The organism is Burkholderia pyrrocinia, from assembly GCF_022809715.1.
Lineage (GTDB): Bacteria > Pseudomonadota > Gammaproteobacteria > Burkholderiales > Burkholderiaceae > Burkholderia > Burkholderia pyrrocinia_C.
The window spans coordinates 2,847,233-2,863,586 of the sequence record NZ_CP094460.1; the positions used below are offsets into that span (position 1 = coordinate 2,847,233).

The 16,354-nt window shown below is 67.2% G+C and carries 16 protein-coding genes and 3 pseudogenes; 8 read left to right on the top strand and 11 right to left on the bottom strand.

Annotation, left to right across the window (positions count from 1 at the left end; translation table 11 throughout):
• Nucleotides 1-20 precede the first annotated feature (20 nt).
• From MRS60_RS29670 to MRS60_RS29680, 3 genes are read left to right on the top strand one after another with little or no spacing between them, the layout of a single operon-like run.
• The gene (locus MRS60_RS29670; RefSeq protein ID WP_243566159.1) at nt 21-3,242 is read left to right on the top strand and encodes an efflux RND transporter permease subunit; all 3,222 of its coding nucleotides are present in this window, start codon (nt 21-23) and stop codon (nt 3,240-3,242) included.
• Nucleotides 3,242-3,925, top strand: a complete 684-nt coding sequence (irlR, locus tag MRS60_RS29675; RefSeq protein WP_006490455.1) for a heavy metal response regulator transcription factor IrlR — start codon at nt 3,242-3,244, stop codon at nt 3,923-3,925. Before MRS60_RS29670 ends, irlR begins: the two co-directional genes overlap by 1 nt.
• Nucleotides 3,922-5,328 carry a heavy metal sensor histidine kinase gene (locus MRS60_RS29680; RefSeq protein WP_243566160.1) on the top strand — a complete coding sequence of 469 codons (1,407 nt, stop codon included), beginning with the start codon at nt 3,922-3,924 and terminating at the stop codon, nt 5,326-5,328. Before irlR ends, MRS60_RS29680 begins: the two co-directional genes overlap by 4 nt.
• An 82-nt stretch (nt 5,329-5,410) precedes the next feature.
• Here MRS60_RS29680 and MRS60_RS29685 read toward each other — a convergent pair whose 3' ends face one another.
• The gene (locus MRS60_RS29685) at nt 5,411-5,695 is read right to left on the bottom strand and encodes a DUF4148 domain-containing protein (RefSeq protein WP_105389681.1); all 285 of its coding nucleotides are present in this window, start codon (nt 5,693-5,695) and stop codon (nt 5,411-5,413) included.
• Between the two features lie 133 nt (nt 5,696-5,828).
• On the opposite strand from MRS60_RS29685, the gene MRS60_RS29690 reads away from it, so the two are divergent.
• Nucleotides 5,829-6,236 carry a hypothetical protein gene (locus tag MRS60_RS29690; RefSeq protein ID WP_243566161.1) on the top strand — a complete coding sequence of 136 codons (408 nt, stop codon included), beginning with the start codon at nt 5,829-5,831 and terminating at the stop codon, nt 6,234-6,236.
• 206 nt (nt 6,237-6,442) lie between these two features.
• Here the strand turns inward: MRS60_RS29690 and MRS60_RS35090 are convergent.
• Nucleotides 6,443-6,613: pseudogene (locus MRS60_RS35090) on the bottom strand (porin); the annotation flags it as partial.
• A gap of 141 nt (nt 6,614-6,754) precedes the next feature.
• Between MRS60_RS35090 and MRS60_RS29695 the strand changes: the two are divergent.
• On the top strand, nt 6,755-7,030 hold the full coding sequence (locus MRS60_RS29695) for a DUF4148 domain-containing protein (RefSeq protein WP_034182121.1): 276 nt from the start codon (nt 6,755-6,757) through the stop codon (nt 7,028-7,030).
• Nucleotides 7,031-7,096: 66 nt separating this feature from the next.
• On the top strand, nt 7,097-7,600 hold the full coding sequence (locus MRS60_RS29700; protein ID WP_034182122.1) for a hypothetical protein: 504 nt from the start codon (nt 7,097-7,099) through the stop codon (nt 7,598-7,600).
• Between the two features lie 18 nt (nt 7,601-7,618).
• On the opposite strand, the gene MRS60_RS29705 is transcribed toward MRS60_RS29700, so the two are convergent.
• A complete protein-coding gene (locus MRS60_RS29705) occupies nt 7,619-8,914 on the bottom strand; it encodes an O-acetylhomoserine aminocarboxypropyltransferase/cysteine synthase family protein (RefSeq protein WP_243566162.1) in 1,296 nt (431 codons plus the stop codon).
• Nucleotides 8,915-9,062: 148 nt separating this feature from the next.
• Between MRS60_RS29705 and MRS60_RS29710 the strand changes: the two genes are divergently transcribed.
• On the top strand, nt 9,063-9,731 hold the full coding sequence (locus MRS60_RS29710; RefSeq protein WP_131947100.1) for an O-methyltransferase: 669 nt from the start codon (nt 9,063-9,065) through the stop codon (nt 9,729-9,731).
• 15 nt (nt 9,732-9,746) lie between these two features.
• On the opposite strand, the gene MRS60_RS34990 is transcribed toward MRS60_RS29710, so the two are convergent.
• From MRS60_RS34990 to MRS60_RS29725, 5 genes and pseudogenes are all read right to left on the bottom strand, one after another.
• Nucleotides 9,747-9,872: a hypothetical protein gene (locus MRS60_RS34990; RefSeq protein ID WP_279388971.1), complete on the bottom strand. Its 126-nt coding sequence runs from the start codon at nt 9,870-9,872 to the stop codon at nt 9,747-9,749.
• Nucleotides 9,851-10,801: an XAC2610-related protein gene (locus MRS60_RS29715; RefSeq protein WP_243566163.1), complete on the bottom strand. Its 951-nt coding sequence runs from the start codon at nt 10,799-10,801 to the stop codon at nt 9,851-9,853. Before MRS60_RS29715 ends, MRS60_RS34990 begins: the two co-directional genes overlap by 22 nt.
• Nucleotides 10,802-11,061: 260 nt before the next feature.
• On the bottom strand, nt 11,062-12,210 hold the full coding sequence (locus MRS60_RS29720; protein ID WP_243566164.1) for a DUF1176 domain-containing protein: 1,149 nt from the start codon (nt 12,208-12,210) through the stop codon (nt 11,062-11,064).
• Between the two features lie 258 nt (nt 12,211-12,468).
• Nucleotides 12,469-12,597: pseudogene (locus MRS60_RS34995) on the bottom strand (nucleotidyltransferase); the annotation flags it as partial.
• Between the two features lie 2 nt (nt 12,598-12,599).
• The gene (locus MRS60_RS29725; RefSeq protein WP_034182126.1) at nt 12,600-13,823 is read right to left on the bottom strand and encodes an RtcB family protein; all 1,224 of its coding nucleotides are present in this window, start codon (nt 13,821-13,823) and stop codon (nt 12,600-12,602) included.
• 122 nt (nt 13,824-13,945) lie between these two features.
• Here MRS60_RS29725 and MRS60_RS29730 point away from each other — a divergent pair.
• Nucleotides 13,946-14,122, top strand: a pseudogene (locus tag MRS60_RS29730) (sigma 54-dependent transcriptional regulator); the annotation flags it as partial.
• Between the two features lie 51 nt (nt 14,123-14,173).
• Here MRS60_RS29730 and MRS60_RS29735 read toward each other — a convergent pair.
• The 3 genes from MRS60_RS29735 to MRS60_RS29745 form a co-directional block, all read right to left on the bottom strand.
• Complete coding sequence (locus MRS60_RS29735; RefSeq protein WP_243566165.1) at nt 14,174-14,755, bottom strand: nuclear transport factor 2 family protein; 582 nt, start codon at nt 14,753-14,755, stop codon at nt 14,174-14,176.
• 98 nt (nt 14,756-14,853) lie between these two features.
• Nucleotides 14,854-15,615: a class I SAM-dependent methyltransferase gene (locus tag MRS60_RS29740; RefSeq protein ID WP_105389674.1), complete on the bottom strand. Its 762-nt coding sequence runs from the start codon at nt 15,613-15,615 to the stop codon at nt 14,854-14,856.
• A 13-nt stretch (nt 15,616-15,628) separates the two neighbouring features.
• A complete protein-coding gene (locus MRS60_RS29745; RefSeq protein ID WP_105389673.1) occupies nt 15,629-16,255 on the bottom strand; it encodes a LysE family translocator in 627 nt (208 codons plus the stop codon).
• Between the last annotated feature and the right edge of the window lie 99 nt (nt 16,256-16,354).

Below are 16,354 nucleotides of genomic sequence, written 5' to 3' on the forward strand. Positions count from 1 at the left end.
CCGTTTCAAGGAATCCCGCCATGTTTGAGCGCCTGATCCGCTTTGCGATTGCGCACCGCTGGTTCGTGATGCTGGCGATCGCGGCCGTGGCCGCGCTGGGCGTCTTCAGCTACCAGAAGCTGCCGATCGACGCGGTGCCCGACATCACGAACGTGCAGGTCCAGATCAACACGGCCGTGCCCGGTTATTCGCCGCTCGAGGCCGAGCAGCGCATCACCTACCCGATCGAGACCGTGATGGCCGGGCTGCCGGGCCTCGAGCAGACGCGCTCGATCTCGCGCTACGGGCTGTCGCAGGTCACCGTGATCTTCAAGGACGGCACCGACATCTACTTCGCGCGTCAGCTCGTCAACGAGCGCATCCAGGAAGCGAAGGACAAGCTGCCGCCCGGCATCGCGCCCGCGATGGGCCCGACGTCGACGGGCCTCGGCGAAATCTACCTGTGGACCGTCGAAGCAGACGCGGCCGCGCGCAAGCCCGACGGCACCCGCTATACGGCGGCCGACCTGCGCGAGTTGCAGGACTGGGTCGTGCGGCCGCAGCTCAGGAACGTGCGCGGCGTGACCGAGGTCAACTCGATTGGCGGCTACGTGAAGGAATACCGTGTCGCGCCGAACCCGGCCAAGCTGATGTCGTACGGGCTGACGCTCGCCGACGTCGTGCGCGCGCTCGAACGCAACAACGACAACGTCGGCGCCGGCTACATCGAAAAGCGCGGCGAGCAGTATCTCGTGCGCGTGCCGGGCCAGGCCCGCACCGTCGACGACATCGCGAACATCGTGCTGACCAACGTCGGCGGCGTGCCGGTGCGGATGAAGGACGTCGGGCTGGTCGACATCGGCCGCGAGCTGCGCACCGGCGCCGCGACGTCGAACGGCGAGGAGGTCGTGCTCGGCACGGTCTTCATGCTGATGGGCGAGAACAGCCGGACGGTCTCGAAGGCCGTCGCGGCAAAGATGGAAGACGTGAACCGCACGCTGCCGCCCGGCGTGAAGGCGATTCCCGTGTACGACCGCACGGTGCTCGTCGAGAAGGCCGTCGCGACGGTGAAGAAGAACCTGCTCGAAGGCGCAATCCTCGTGATCGCCGTGCTGTTCCTGTTCCTCGGCAACATCCGCGCGGCGCTGATCACCGCGCTCGTGATTCCGCTGTCGATGCTGATGACCTTCACCGGCATGGTCAACGCGAAGGTGAGCGCGAACCTGATGAGCCTCGGCGCGCTCGACTTCGGGATCATCGTCGACGGCGCGGTGGTGATCGTCGAGAACTGCGTGCGGCGGCTCGCGCATGCACAGGCGGCGGCCGGGCGGCCGCTCACGCGCGACGAGCGCTTCGCCGAAGTGTTCGGCGCGTCGCAGGAAGCGCGCCGTGCGCTGATCTTCGGGCAACTGATCATCATGGTCGTGTACCTGCCGATCTTTGCGCTGACCGGCGTCGAAGGCAAGATGTTCCACCCGATGGCTATCACCGTCGTGATGGCGCTCGCGGCCGCGATGGTGCTGACCGTCACGTTCATTCCGGCGGCCGTCGCGCTGTTCATCGGCGAGCGGGTCGAGGAGAAGGAGAACCGGCTGATGGGCTGGGCGCGACGCGCGTACGAACCGGTGCTCGCCGCGTTCATGACGCGCCCGGTGCGCGTGATGCTCGGCGCGGGCGCGATCGTGCTCGTCACGCTCGGGCTCGCCACGCGGCTCGGCAGCGAGTTCATCCCGAGTCTCAACGAAGGCGACCTGGCCGTCGCTGCGCTGCGGATTCCCGGCACGAGCCTGTCGCAGTCTGTGGAGATGCAGAAGTCGATCGAGAAGACGCTGAAGGCGCGTTTCCCCGAAATCGAGCGCGTGTTCGCGCGCACCGGCACGGCCGAGATTGCGGCCGACCCGATGCCGCCGAACCTGTCGGACGGCTACATCATGCTGAAGCCGGCCGACCAGTGGCCCGACCCGAAGAAGCCGCGCGACACGCTCGTGCGCGAGATCGAGGAAGCGCTCGCCGAGCTGCCGGGCAATGCGTACGAGTTCTCGCAGCCGATCCAGCTGCGCTTCAACGAACTGATCTCGGGCGTGCGCAGCGACGTCGCCGTGAAGATCTTCGGCGACGACATGGCCGTGCTGAACCAGACCGGCGAGCAGATCGCGGCCGCGCTGCAGAAGGTGCCGGGCGCATCGGAGGTGAAGGTCGAGCAGACGACCGGGCTGCCGGTGCTCACGGTCAACCTCGACCGCGACAAGCTCGCGCGCTACGGCGTGAGCGTCGCCGACCTGCAGGACACGGTGGCCGCGGCCGTCGGCGGGCAGAAGGCCGGCACGCTGTTCCAGGGCGACCGCCGCTTCGACATCGTCGTGCGGCTGCCCGACGAGCTGCGCTCGGACATCGACGCGATCAAGCGGCTGCCGATCGCGCTGCCCGCGCCGGCCGCCGGCGCCAGCGCGCCGCTCGCGGCGGCGCCGTACGTGCCGCTCGCCGAGCTCGCAACGATCGACGTCGCGCCGGGCCCGAACCAGATCAGCCGCGAGGACGGCAAGCGGCGCGTGGTCGTCAGCGCGAACGTGCGCGGCCGCGACGTCGGCTCGTTCGTCGCCGATGCGCGCGAGCAGCTACAGCAGGACGTGCGCGTGCCGGCCGGCTACTGGGTGTCGTGGGGCGGGCAGTTCGAGCAACTGCAAAGCGCGAGCGAGCGCCTGAAGCTCGTCGTGCCGCTCGCGTTGTTCATGGTGTTCGTGCTGCTGTTCGTGATGTTCAACAACGTGAAGGACGGCCTGCTCGTGTTCACCGGCATTCCGTTCGCGCTGAGCGGCGGCGTCGTGTCGCTGTGGCTGCGCGGGATACCGCTGTCGATCACGGCGGCGGTCGGCTTCATCGCGCTGTCGGGCGTCGCCGTGCTCAACGGTCTCGTGATGATCTCGTTCATCCGCAACCTGCGCGACGAAGGGACGCCGCTCGACGCCGCCGTGCGCGAAGGCGCGCTCACGCGGCTGCGGCCGGTGCTGATGACCGCGCTGGTCGCGTCGCTCGGTTTCCTGCCGATGGCGTTCGCGACCGGTACCGGCGCCGAGGTGCAGCGTCCGCTTGCGACGGTCGTGATCGGCGGTATCCTGTCGTCCACGGCGCTGACGCTGCTGGTGCTGCCCGTGCTGTACCGCGTCAGCCATGCGGTGTCGTGGTGCGCCGCGCTTTGGGGCATCGGCGGCGGCTTCGGCATGGGCGTGCTGCGCCGGCTGGGTTTCTTCAAGGGTAATGCGTAATGCGAATTCTGATTGTCGAGGATGAACCGAAGACGGGCGCTTATTTGCGCAAGGGCCTGACCGAGGCCGGTTATGTCGTCGACTGGGTCGAGGACGGCATCACGGGCCAGCACCAGGCCGAGACCGAGGAATACGACCTGCTCGTGCTCGACGTGATGCTGCCGGGGCAGGACGGCTGGACGCTGTTGCAGAACCTGCGGCGCAGCAAGTCGACGCCCGTGCTGTTCCTCACCGCGCGCGACGACGTCGGCGATCGCGTGAAGGGACTCGAGCTCGGCGCCGACGACTATCTCGCGAAGCCGTTCGATTTCGTCGAGCTGACCGCGCGCATCAAGTCGATCCTGCGGCGCGGCCAGCCGCGCGATTCGAACACGCTGCGCGTGGCCGATCTCGAACTCGACCTGACGCGCCGCAAGGCCACGCGGCAGGGCGACACGATCCTGTTGACCGCGAAGGAGTTCGCGCTGCTGTGGCTGCTGATGCGTCGCGAGGGCGAGATCCTGCCGCGTGCGACGATCGCCTCGCAGGTGTGGGACATGAACTTCAACAGCGACACGAACGTCGTCGATTCGGCGATCCGGCGGCTGCGCTCGAAGATCGACGACGCATACGAACCGAAGCTGATCCACACCGTGCGCGGGATGGGCTACGTGCTCGAAGCGCGCGGCGGCGCGGCCGCATGATCGCGCGCCTGCTGCCGCGCACGCTGCGCGGACGCCTGACCGCGCTGATCATCCTGTCGACGTCGGTGATCCTCGCGTCGAGCGGCGTCGCGCTCTACGAGGCGCTGAGCAACCGCGTCGAAACGACGGCGGCCGAGCAGATGGCCGGCATTTCCGCCGCACTGGGCACGCATCTGGCCGAAGCGCGCACGACGGCCGACGTCGCGCGCAACACCGACATCTGGATCGACCAGCTGCACGGCCATCCGAACATGGATCTCGCGATCTACGATGCGTCGGGCACGCGCCTCGTCGGCACGCCAGGATTCCGCCCGTACGCGACGCTGCTGTCGCTGGACGCGGGGCGCGTGCCGGTCGGCGTCGCGCCGCCCGGCACGCGGCATCAGTACCTGGTGACGACCGTGCCGCTCGCGGGCATGGGCGCACCGGTGGTGCGCGTCGCGGTGCAGTACGACCGCAGCGCCGACGTGCTGCTGTTGCGTACGCATGCTTATACGATCGTCGTGATCGAGGTGTTCGGCGTGGTGCTCGCGGCCGCGATCGCGTATGGCATCGCGGCGCTGGGCTTGAGCCCGCTGCGGCGTTTCGCGGCGCGCGCCGAGCAGATGTCGTCGAGCCGGCTCGCGCATCCGCTGCCGGAACTCGATACGTCGGGCGAGCTGAAGGAACTCGAGCACGCATTCAACGGGATGCTCGCGAGGCTGAGCGAATCGTTCACGCGGCTGAGCCAGTTCTCGTCGAATCTCGCACACGACATGCGCACGCCGCTCACGAACCTGCAAGCAGCCGCGCAGGTCGTGCTGTCGCAGCCGCGCAGCGCGGATGAATATCGCAACGTGATCGAGTCGAGCATCGACGAGTATCAGCGGCTGTCGCGGATGATCGAGGACATGCTGTTTCTCGCGCGCTCGGAACAGGCCGGCACGTCGATCAGCGTGCGGCGCCTGAATGCGGCGGAAGAGGCCGGGCGTGTCGCCGGCTACTACGAGTCGCTTGCGGAGGATGCGAGCGTATCGGTGAAGGTCGACGGCCATGCGTGGGTCGATGCGGATCTCACGCTGTACCAGCGCGCGTTGAGCAACTTGCTGTCCAATGCGCTCGCCTACGCGCCGCGCGGCAGCGTCGTGGCGATCGACTGCGTGGAGCAGGGTGGGGCGACGACGATCGCCGTGTCGGACACGGGGCCTGGCATTGCCGCGGAGCATGTCGGGCGGATCTTCGAGCGCTTCTATCGCGTCGATCCGTCGCGGCACAATTCGGCGTCGGGGACGGGGCTCGGCCTCGCGATCGTCCGGTCGATCATGGACAACCACGGCGGCGAATGCGGCGTCGACAGCGATCCCGGCCGGCGCACGACGTTCTGGCTGCGCTTTCCACGACGGCCGGCCACCATCGGCACCTGACATCGCGGTCGGGCACGCCCGCGCGTTCGCCGCCAGGCGTTTGCGCGCGGCACGTTGCCCGTTGTCATGCGACCGAGCGGCATCAACGCGTCGCCAGGTTGTCGTGGTTATCGGCCTGCGGTGCCTTCTCGCCGCCATGCGCCGAAATCCCGTGAAGCTCCTTGTTGCGCGCGATCATCTCGGCGGTCGGCGGGTACTGCGTCTTGCTCGTCGGCACGATGCCGTCGTGCTGCGCCTGCTTCAGTTCGTTGACGACCTGCGCGCGGGTCTTGCCCTGCGTTTGCGTCTGCGCGAATGCGGCCTGCGTGGCCAGGCCGAGCGACAGCGTGGCGGTGACGAACAGTGCTGCGAGTTTTGCGGTCTTCATTGAATGCTCTCCTTGACTCGATCTGGGTCGCCGGGTGGCGAACCATGGACCCAGTATGCGAAAGCAGCCGTGCGCCACCGTGATCGGGAGATGAAAAAAACGTCAGATTGCGAAAGGCGGCGGCGCGCCTTGCGTGCTGAGCGGCATGACGCAATCGTCATGTTCGCGTCATGGGTGCGATGAGCGGGAAGCGGAACATGAAGTCTGTCGATGGCTCGTGCGGCCGACGGCATTCGCGCCGTTCGCGACAGCAGCATCGAAAGCGGGCGGTCCTGTTCAGGTTTTCATTCCGGACCGAGAAGTGCATCATCCCGCTCTCCGTTTATCGTTGATCGCAGTCCTGATCGTCCCGTTGCTCGCGGGCTGCGCATCGCCACGTTCCGACACCGGCACGGCCGCGTCGGCCGCCGCACGCAAGCCGGTGCCGGCCGACCTCATGCCCGGCGAGCAGATCGACTATGCCGGGCACCGCTGCGGCAATCCGAACCTGTACGTGAAGACGCATCCGTGCCTGTTTCCGCAACGCAATCCAGCGCCGTGATCGTCTGCCTCGCGACCAAAAAAAGGCCCGGTACTCGATGAGTCCGGGCCTAACGCGTGATCGTGCCGTACGACAGCGATCCGCTGCGTGGATTGGAACAGGCATGGCCCGTTACCGTTCCGATCGTAGCGAAACGACGCATCGTGAGCCTGATCGGAACATGAAATTTTTGTCATGCACGCGCGAGTGTGCCGCCGTCGCGATCGGAACCGGTGGCGCAACCCGAGATTGACGATGCGTTGCGTGCGCGTGCCGCCGTAGCCATAGGAGTCGATCGACGCCTGCGTCGGTTGCGTGCCGCCGTCGAGCGTGCGCTGTTCCCCGTTCGAGCGTTACCACGCGCCGACCGCATAGCGATCGGTGCGCTTCGACAGCAATCAATGACGAATTTGATTCGCACTGCGACGCAGCGAATGCGTGAACCATGACGAAACCGTCATGCCGGGATCACGATGCCGCACCGCCGCCGGATCAAAGTGAAGGCTCCTGTCACGGATTTCCGGCAAGGAGCGAACGCCATGAACATTCCGCGGCCGATGATCGCCATGACCGTTGCCGCGCTGTCGATCGCGGCCTTCTCGCAGGCCTTTGCAGCGCAAGCGAAGACCCGGCAGGAAGTGCGTCGGGAACTGGTGCGCGCGCGGCACGACGGCGTGATCCCGAGCCCGAATCACGACTATCCGGCGAGCCCGGCGGCCGTCGCGCGCAATCAGGAAATCCATCGCTCGACGGTTCACCGGGGCGAGAAGGCACCGACGGTCGATGCGCACGACAACCGCTTCGCGGTGCGTTGAGCGTTCATCCACGGCCGGCTGCGGCGACGCGGTTCGGCCGGTTCCACCTCTGAAAGGGAGCGCGCCATGCGCACTATCGCAACAGGAATCGTGCTGGCTGTCTGTTTGATGTCGACGGCCGCGATGGCGGCCGGCTGGCCGGAACGTGCGCTGTCGCATGCATCGGCGCATGACGCCGGCCGCCGCGCGAACGAGCGGATGCGCTGCGAGTTCGCGGCCGTGCGGTCGGGCGAGTGGAGCGCGACGTTCACGCGCGGGCAATGCGAGATCGACAACGGCCGGCTGACGTTCGTGCCAGCTGATGCGGGCGGCGAGGTGAAGGTCGCGGAGAAGCGGATCGTGCTGGGCGATGTCCGTACCGCGTCGTATCAGTCGCGCAAGTTGAAGGAACAGCTGCAACTGACGACACGCGACGAAGTGATCGCGCTGAACGTGCTGACCGACGACGGCAGCCGCAAATCGCGCGAGCATGCGATCGACCTGTGGGCCGCGCTGCGCAACGAGGGCGTCACGCCTGTGAACGGCACACGCATCGTCGACACGTATCCGGCGGGCGCGACGACCTGGTAGCCGGCGCGCCCGTTCCGGTCAAAGCTGCGCGAGCGCCTGGTCGAGATCGGCGAGCAGGTCGTCGATATGCTCGATGCCGATCGACAGCCGCACCGTTTCCTCCTTCACGCCGGCCTTCGCGAGCTCGGCCGGCGACAGTTGCCGGTGCGTCGTCGATGCCGGGTGCGTCGCGAGCGACTTCGTATCGCCGATGTTGACGAGCCGGGTGAACAGCTTCAACGCGTCCTGGAACTTCGCGCCGCCGTCGCGGCCGCCCTTCACGCCGAACGTCAGGATGCCCGGCGCGCGGCCCGACAGGTAGCGTGCGACGAGCGGGTGGTCGGGATGATCGGGCAGCCCCGCGTAGTTCACCCATTCGACCTGCTCGTGGCGCGCGAGATGCTGCGCGATCTTCAGTGCGTTGTCGCTGATCCGCTCGACGCGCAGCGCGAGCGTTTCGATGCCCTGCAGGATCTGGAATGCGTTGAACGGCGAGATCGCCGCGCCCATGTTGCGCAGCGGTACCACGCGCGCGCGGCCGATATAGGCGGCCGGCCCGAACGCTTCCGTATAGACGACGCCGTGATAGCTGACGTCCGGTTCGTTCAGCCGCTTGAAGCGGTCCGCGTGCTCGGCCCACGGGAACTTGCCCGAATCGACGATCGCGCCGCCGAGGCTCGTGCCGTGCCCGCCGAGATACTTCGTCAGCGAGTGCACGACGATGTCCGCACCGTGCTCGAACGGGCGCAACAGGTACGGCGACGGCACCGTGTTGTCGACGATCAGCGGGATTCCGTGGCGATGCGCGACTTCCGCGAGCGCGGCGATGTCGGTGACGTTGCCGAGCGGGTTGCCGACCGATTCCGCGAAGATCGCCTTCGTGCGTGCGTCGATCAGCGGCTCGAACGACGCGGGGTCGCGCGGATCGGCGAAGCGCGTCGTGATCCCGTATTGCGGCAGCGTATGCGCGAACAGGTTGTAGGTGCCGCCGTACAGCGAACTCGCGGACAGGATGTTGTCGCCGGCCTCGGCGATCGTCTGGATCGCATACGTGACGGCGGATTGCCCCGACGCGAGCGCAAGCGCGCCGATGCCGCCCTCGAGCGCGGCGATCCGCTGCTCGAGCACGTCCGTCGTCGGGTTCATGATTCGCGTATAGATGTTGCCCTGGACCTTCAGGTCGAACAGGTCGGCACCGTGCTGCGTGTCGTCGAATGCGTACGCAACGGTCTGGTAGATCGGTACGGCGACCGCGCGCGTGGTCGGGTCGGGACGATAACCGCCGTGCACGGCGATGGTTTCGAGGCGCCAGTTCGAAGAGGCCTGATCGGTCATGGGTGCTCCGTCTGTTGTTGTGAAGTTCGAGAGGTACGGCCGTCCGGCGATTATAGGAGCACGTTTGCCGCTGTCCTTAGAACGAATGGTTTGTTGCTTATGGGGATGCCGCGCATAGAATGTCTTTTCCGCAGACAGGAGGCGCGTGATGGATCAGGACCAGTGGAATCAGGTGGATGCGTATTTTTCCGCGACGCTCGTGCCGTCCGACGATGCGCTCGATGCCGCGCTGGTGGCCAGCAATGCGGCCGGGCTGCCCGCGATCAACGTCGCGCCGAACCAGGGCAAGCTGCTGCAACTGCTCGCGACGATACGCGGCGCGCGGCGCATCCTCGAGGTCGGCACGCTCGGCGGCTACAGCACGATCTGGCTCGCGCGCGCGTTGCCGCCGGGCGGTACGCTCGTGACGCTCGAACTGAACCCCGAGCATGCGAAGGTCGCGACGCGGAACATCGCGCGCGCCGGGTTCGCAGAGGTCGTGTCGGTGATCGTCGGCAACGCGAAGGACAGCCTCGCGCGGCTCGTCGATGCGGGTGACGCGCCGTTCGATTTCATCTTCATCGATGCGGACAAGGACAACAACCCGGTCTATCTCGACGCGGCGCTGAAGCTGTCGCGGCCCGGTACGGTGATCGTCGTCGACAACGTCGTGCGCGGCGGGCGCGTGGCCGATCCGGACAATCGCGAGCCCGATGTGGTCGGCGTGCGGGAAGGCTTCGCGCGTCTCGTGGCCGAGCCGAAGCTCACGACGACGGCCGTGCAGACGGTCGGGCAGAAGGGCTGGGACGGGTTCTCGATTTCGATCGTCGGCGAGTGACGGGATGGCGGTGCGCTAGTTCGTGTCGGGATTCTTGTCGCTGCACTGGTCGGGATCGTCGCGCAGCACGATGCGGCGGATGCGGCCGTTGTCGTAGAACGGCACGTCGGGGCAGAACTTCATGCCGGCGTGCGTTTCCACGCGACCTTCTCGGTGCGCACGAGCGTCGGCGCGTGGCCGGGCGTGCCCGGCTTCCAGATGTCGATATATACACGCGTCATGGACGGCGAATCGCTCGCGTCGCAGCCTTTCGGGTCGCCCAGCGTTGAACGCAGCCCGGTGTCGGTTTGCTCGATGCGCTGCGGAAACTCGATATACCCGTCGCCGTAACCGGGCATGACGTAGCAATAGCGGCGCGTGTTCCCGTCGAGCACGGGCAGCATGTAGCTGCTGGCCGAGTCGACCTCCTTCACGTCGTTGCTCTGCCAGCGGTAGGTCGTCACGCCGTGCTCGCAGCAACTCGCGCGCCAGCTTGTCCAGACGATCCGGTGCACGGGGTCGAAGTCCGGCGACGTGATTTCCTGTAGTCCTTTCGGCGCATCGACGAAGCGGCGCGTCGTCGGGTTGAAGATCCATGTCTGGTACGGAATGTTCGGACTGGCACCCATCGCTTGCGCGAGCATCAGGTCGGGCCAGCCGTCGAAGTTCACGTCGGCGAATTCAGGCGTGAACACGCTGCAGGTGCCTTGCGAATCGGTCGGCAGCGTTTGCACGAGGCGGCCGTGATCGTAAAGGCGGATCGCACTGACGTGCGGCACGTCGTTACACGAACCACTGTCGTCGGGCAACTTGTCCGCGACGAGGTGGATGTCGTAGGGGAACGGCCGGCCGTCGCGTTTCGGCGCGAGCGAGACGGGCAGCGTGCGCTTGCCGTCAGGCGAGGTCCACGTGCCGGCAACGGTGCCGTCGGGCGACCCGATGTGCCACGTGCCCGTCACGCGGTCAGCATTCGTCTTCGCACCGTTGTCGCGTTCCGACAGCGTCGTGCCGTGCGAATCGAACGACCCCTTTAGCGCGAGCCGATAGCGTTTGTCGGCCGCGCAGGGCGCATAGCAATACCAGCCGGACATTGCATCGGCGACGCGCGAAAGCGAGACTTCGACGTGCCGGTTGCCGATCGTGCCGATCCAGTTGCGCGACTAGAACGGGAATTCGACTGGGTCGTCGGCGTTCGCTGCACGGGCAGGCAGACACGCGAATGTGGTGACGGCGATCAGCGCGAACGAAAGCGCGAAACGCCAGCCGCGCGATGTGTCGATTGACGGGAGATGCATGGGTCGGTCCTCGGTTTGTTATGGTTTTTTTGGCGTGCATCGGCACGCCACGCGCGTCAGCGGTTTCCCGACGCATCGGCCCGGCGATACAGGCGCGGCCATTGATCCTGCAACAGGCCGTTGCAGGTGCCGTGCGTCGCGATGTCGGCGAGCAGGAAGCGCCGGCCGTCGAAGATCCACGACGCGGTCGAGCCGCAATCGCCGGCACTGCGCAGGCGGACCTTGCTCGACAGCATCGCGCTGGCGGGATCGTAGCCGGCGTCGGTCAGTTCGTTCGCGAACGACGCGGAATCGAGGCCCGCATTCGCGTTCTCGCCGAAGTTCATCGCCGTCGGTGCATATGGCGCCGACCGTCGCACGCGGTACCAAAGGTCGGTGTGGTTATACAGGCTGCTGGTCTGGCACGGGATCGCGACGAGCGCCTCGTCGGCCGAGATCGCCACGGCGCGTGACGCCTTCCTGCGGTCGCCGGCCGACATTTCGTCTTCGACATCGGCCGCGCATTGCTTCGCGTCGGTGCCGAACTTCGCGAGCACGGCATCGACGAGCGGGCGCTGTTCGGCGGCCGACAGGCCGGCGACGGGCGGCGCCGGAACGACGGCGGGCGGTAATGCCGGCGCGGCCGGCACCGACGAAGCGGGCCGGTTGCCGGGGCGCAGCAGCGCCGTGACCGTGCCGACGCGGCCCTGCGTGTCGTCGATCAGCAGCAGCGCGGCATTCAATCCCGACAGCGGCGTGCGCGGCGTTTGCGCCGACGCCGGATCGCCGAAGCTCAGCAGTTGCGCATTGCGCGACGCGGCGAGCCATGCGGCAACCGTTGCCGGATCGCTCGTCCGGATTCGGAACGGGTGCGGGTCGTCACTGTCCGGCTTGTCGCCGAACGCATGCCATTGGGCCGGCATCGCATCGAACGGGCGACCATCGGTGCGTGCCGTGCGCAGATCCAATGGCGCCGACGCGAAGATGTCGAGCGACGGTTGCGCGTCGGGGCCGGCATCGCGCGTCACGCGCAGGATCAGGCTGGTGCGTGCATCGTCGATATCGTCGGCGTGGCTTTCGGCAATGCAGCGGTTGCCGTTGTCGCAGACGACCGACCAGCTCTTGAAGTCGCGCTCGACCGGCGGCCGCGCGAGCGGGCGTGCCTGTGCGGCGAGCGGAGAAGCGGCGAGGAGGGCGGCGAGGGCAAGCGAAAGGCGGTGCGACATGACGGTTCGTATCGGCAGTGAACGGGCGGGCGGAAGACGTCGGACTGCAAGCGCATCGTCAGAAAGCGGTGCACGTCGCGTGCGGCGGCGCATGACGCGGCGCGCTTTGCAGAACGGGATCAAGTATACCGCCGCAACGGATGGCGTTCGGCGCGACGACGCGTAGTGTGCGGGCACGCACGTTGCTCACCGGCAGCGGGCGGGTGCGTGCAGACGTGGAAACGGCGCGATGCCCGCAGGCATCGCGCCGTTCGTCTTTCATCGACCGTCGAGTACGTCGCGCAGGAACGTATCGAGCATCGCCACGTCGCCCCACGGCCGCTTGTATTCGCGATCGTGTTCGGCATCGGCGAGCATCGTCTCGACGAGCGCGTGGATCGCGGGCCGCACTATCCTTTCACGCACACCACCTGGCGCAGCGTGTGCACCACTTCCACGAGGCTGCGCTGGGCCGCCATCACCGCGTCGATGTCCTTGTAGGCCATCGGGATTTCGTCGACGACACCCGCGTCCTTCCGGCATTCGACGCCTTGCGTCGCCTTCGCCTGGTCGTCGGCCGTGAAGCGGCGCTTCGCTTCGGTGCGGCTCATCGTTCGTCCCGCGCCGTGGCTGCACGAGCAGAAGCTTTCCGGGTTGCCGAGCCCGCGCACGATGAAGCTCTTCGCGCCCATCGAACCCGGAATGATCCCGAGTTGCCCCTTCTGCGCGGACACCGCGCCCTTGCGCGTCACGAGCACGTCTTCGCCGAAGTGGCGTTCGCGCTGCACGTAGTTGTGGTGGCAGTTCACCGCGTGCTCGTCGACCGCGAACGGCTTGCCGATCACGCCGCGCGCCGCGCCGATCACCGCGTCCATCATCGCCTGCCGGTTACGCCGCGCGTAGTCCTGAGCCCAGCCGACCGCTTCGACGTAATCGTCGAAGTGCCGGCTGCCCTCGGTGAAATACGCGAGGTTGCGGTCCGGCAGGTTCGCGATGTGCTGGCGCATGTCGGCCTGCGCGAGTTCGATGAACAGGCTGCCGATCGCGTTGCCGACGCCGCGCGAACCGCTGTGCAGCATGAACCACACGTGGTCCGCTTCGTCGACGCACACTTCGATGAAGTGGTTGCCGGTGCCGAGCGTGCCGAGATGCGCGTAGTGGTTCGTCTTTTCCAGCTTCGGATACTTGTCGACGATCCGCTGGAAACCCGGCAGCAGCGATTTCCACGATTCGGTCACGGCGGCCGGCGTGCGATCGCCCCACGCGCCCGGATCGCGGCGGCCCGGCGCGCGGCCGTGCGGCACCGCGCGTTCGATCGCGCTTCGCAGCCCGGCGAGCGAGTCCGGTAGGTCGGACGCCGTCAGCGTCGTGCGCGCGGCCATCATCCCGCAGCCGATGTCGACGCCGACCGCGGCCGGAATGATCGCGCCCTTCGTCGGAATCACGCTGCCGATCGTCGAGCCCTTGCCGAGGTGCACGTCCGGCATCACCGCGACGTGGCGGAAGATGAACGGCATCTGCGCGGTGTTGCGCAGTTGCGCGCGCGCTTCGTCCTCGACGGCGACGCCTTGCGTCCACATCTTCACCGGCTTGCCGTTCGCCAGTTCCATCAACTGATAATCCATGTCGGCCATTTGCTTCACCTGATTCGTTCATTCGTGCGGCGCGGCATACCAGGGCATGACGCTTCCACATATTCTTGTCCTTTTCTTCGATGGCCGCTGGGTGACGCGCATCGTGCGGATCGCGGCGTTACCGCGTGCTCGACGTGTGCCGCGTGTCGGCGAGCCTGTCGGAAGCCGGGCGCACGCTGTTCGCGGTGTCGCGGCAAAGCAAGAAGCAGCCGAACGATGCGGATCGGCTGCGCAAGTATCTCGCGCGGTTCGGGCTGGATTGGGAGGGGGTGCGGCAGGCGCTCGAACTGGCGCGGTGAGCGCGGCGGCGTGGATGCCGCACGGCCCCGCAAGCACGCGGGCGGGTTCGGTCACGCCGCTGCTGCCTCCCAGAACGGCGCGATGAACGCCCAAGCCGGCTGCGCCGCCGCCACATCCGCCAGCCCGCGCGCGAACGCCTGCACCGGCAGCCACGGATACCCGAACGCCGCGTGCAGCTCATCGAGTTTCACCGACTGCGGGTCGTCGATCGTATCCATCCGCGCGATATGAATGTGCAGCGCGGCAACCCGCGCAACGCCTTCGCCATCGCACGCGAACTGCCAGCGATACGTGCCGTGCCCGATCCGCAACGCGCCGTTGTCCTTCTGCCGCATCACGACGAGCCACGGCATTCCGCTTTCGCCATGTTCGTCGACGGCCGGTTCCGTGCAGACGTAATAGGTCCGGCACCGCTCGAACCGCTCGCCGAATTCCTCGACCAGCGTGCGCGCAATGGCCGCCGCGCCCGTCACGCGCGGCGGAAAGTCGATGTCGTCGTTCGCGAGCGAAAAGCTCAGATCGGCATCGGCCGCGAAACAGTCGGCGATCAGCGCGGGCCGGTTCAGGTCCTTCGCGCGCAGATAGCATTCGAGCAGCGCGCGAACCTGCGCGGGATGAAGCGGGGAGGGCATGGTCGAGTCTCCAGTAGCGGGTTATCGGGCCGCATGCTCCGGCATGCGTATGCGGTGGATGCACTGCCCGTTTCGGGCTGATGTAATCGAACACGCACTCACACGCGGCAGATCGCGATGATCTCCGCGCTGGTCGCGTCGTCGAACGGCGCGCGTTGCCAGTCGCCGTACCAGTCGGCCGACGAGAATCCGGCGGCCTCCACGCGTGCACGCAGTTCGGGCTGCGCGATGAAGCGCAGCCGGCTCGTGTTCTTCAGCAACATGTCGTCGCGGTGGAAACGGTAGTACGTGTCGAACGTCACGATCGCGTTGTCTACCGCACGCACCGCATGATGAAGATCGACGACGCCGGATTCGTGCGATTCGACGCTATGTGCCGAATGCTCAGGCGTCCACGCACGCCACGGCTCGACGCGCGGGTTGCGGGTCTCGAACAGGAAGCAACCGCTGTCGGCGAGCACGCGTCGCACGCCGCGCAACGTTGCGTCGATGTCGTCGTCGGTCAGCAGGCACTGGAATGCATGGCCGGTCATCACGACCGCATCGAACGGCGCGCCCGGCGGCAGATGGCCGAGATCGCAGGCGATCCAGCGTACCGCGTCGGCGCCCGGCTGGCGTCGTGCGTATTCGATCATCGCCGGCGCGGGATCGATCGCGACGACGTCGTGTCCGGCCGCCGCGAGCCGGCGCGCGAACGTGCCGGTGCCGCAGCCGAGATCGAGGATGCGTTGCCGAGCGGCGCCGATCACGGATGCGTAGAACGCAAAATCGCGATCGCCCGCGTTGAACAGGTCGTAGACCGCGACGAGGCGCGGGTCGGTGTAGAGGGCTTCGCCGGCGGGCGCCGCGCGGGACGTCATGCGGCCGCGTGCATCAGCGCTGCTGCACGGCCACGCGCAGCCCGAGCGCGATGAAGATCGAGCCGATGATCTTCCCCTGCCAGCGCGTGAGCCACGTGAGCCGCTTCACGATGCGGCCGAGCGGGCGGATCGAGCATGCGATCAGCGACGTATAGAGCGAGCTGAGCACGACGAAGATCAGCCCGAGCACCGCGAACTGCACGAACGTCGAGCCGCGTTCCGGATGCACGAACTGCGGCATGAACGCGAGGAAGAACAGCGCGGTCTTCGGATTCAGCACTTCGGCGGGAATCGCCTGCAGGTACGCGTTGAGCGGCGTGACGGGCGGCACCGCCGGCAGCGACGGGTCGGACGGTTTGTCGAGCAGCGCGCGCACGCCGAGATAGATCAGGTATGCGGCGCCGATCAGCTTCACGACGTTGAATGCGAGTGCCGACGTCATCAGCAGCGCAGACAGCCCCACGGCCGCGAACAGCGTATGCACGAAGTCGCCGCTCGCGACGCCGAGGCCGGTCAGGATGCCGGTCTTGCGGCCGCCCTGCACGGTGCGGCTCAGCACGAGCAGCACGGCGGGGCCGGGGATCAGGAACAGGCCCAGAACGACGGCCGTGAAGGTGGTCAGCGTGGTCAGGTCGAACATGGCGGCTCCGGCAGGTTGGCGCAGCGGCGGGGGATCGGCGCATTGTATTCGGTTCGGCGCGCGGCCGCAGACGCAGCCCGCGACCGCCCGGCTGCGCCG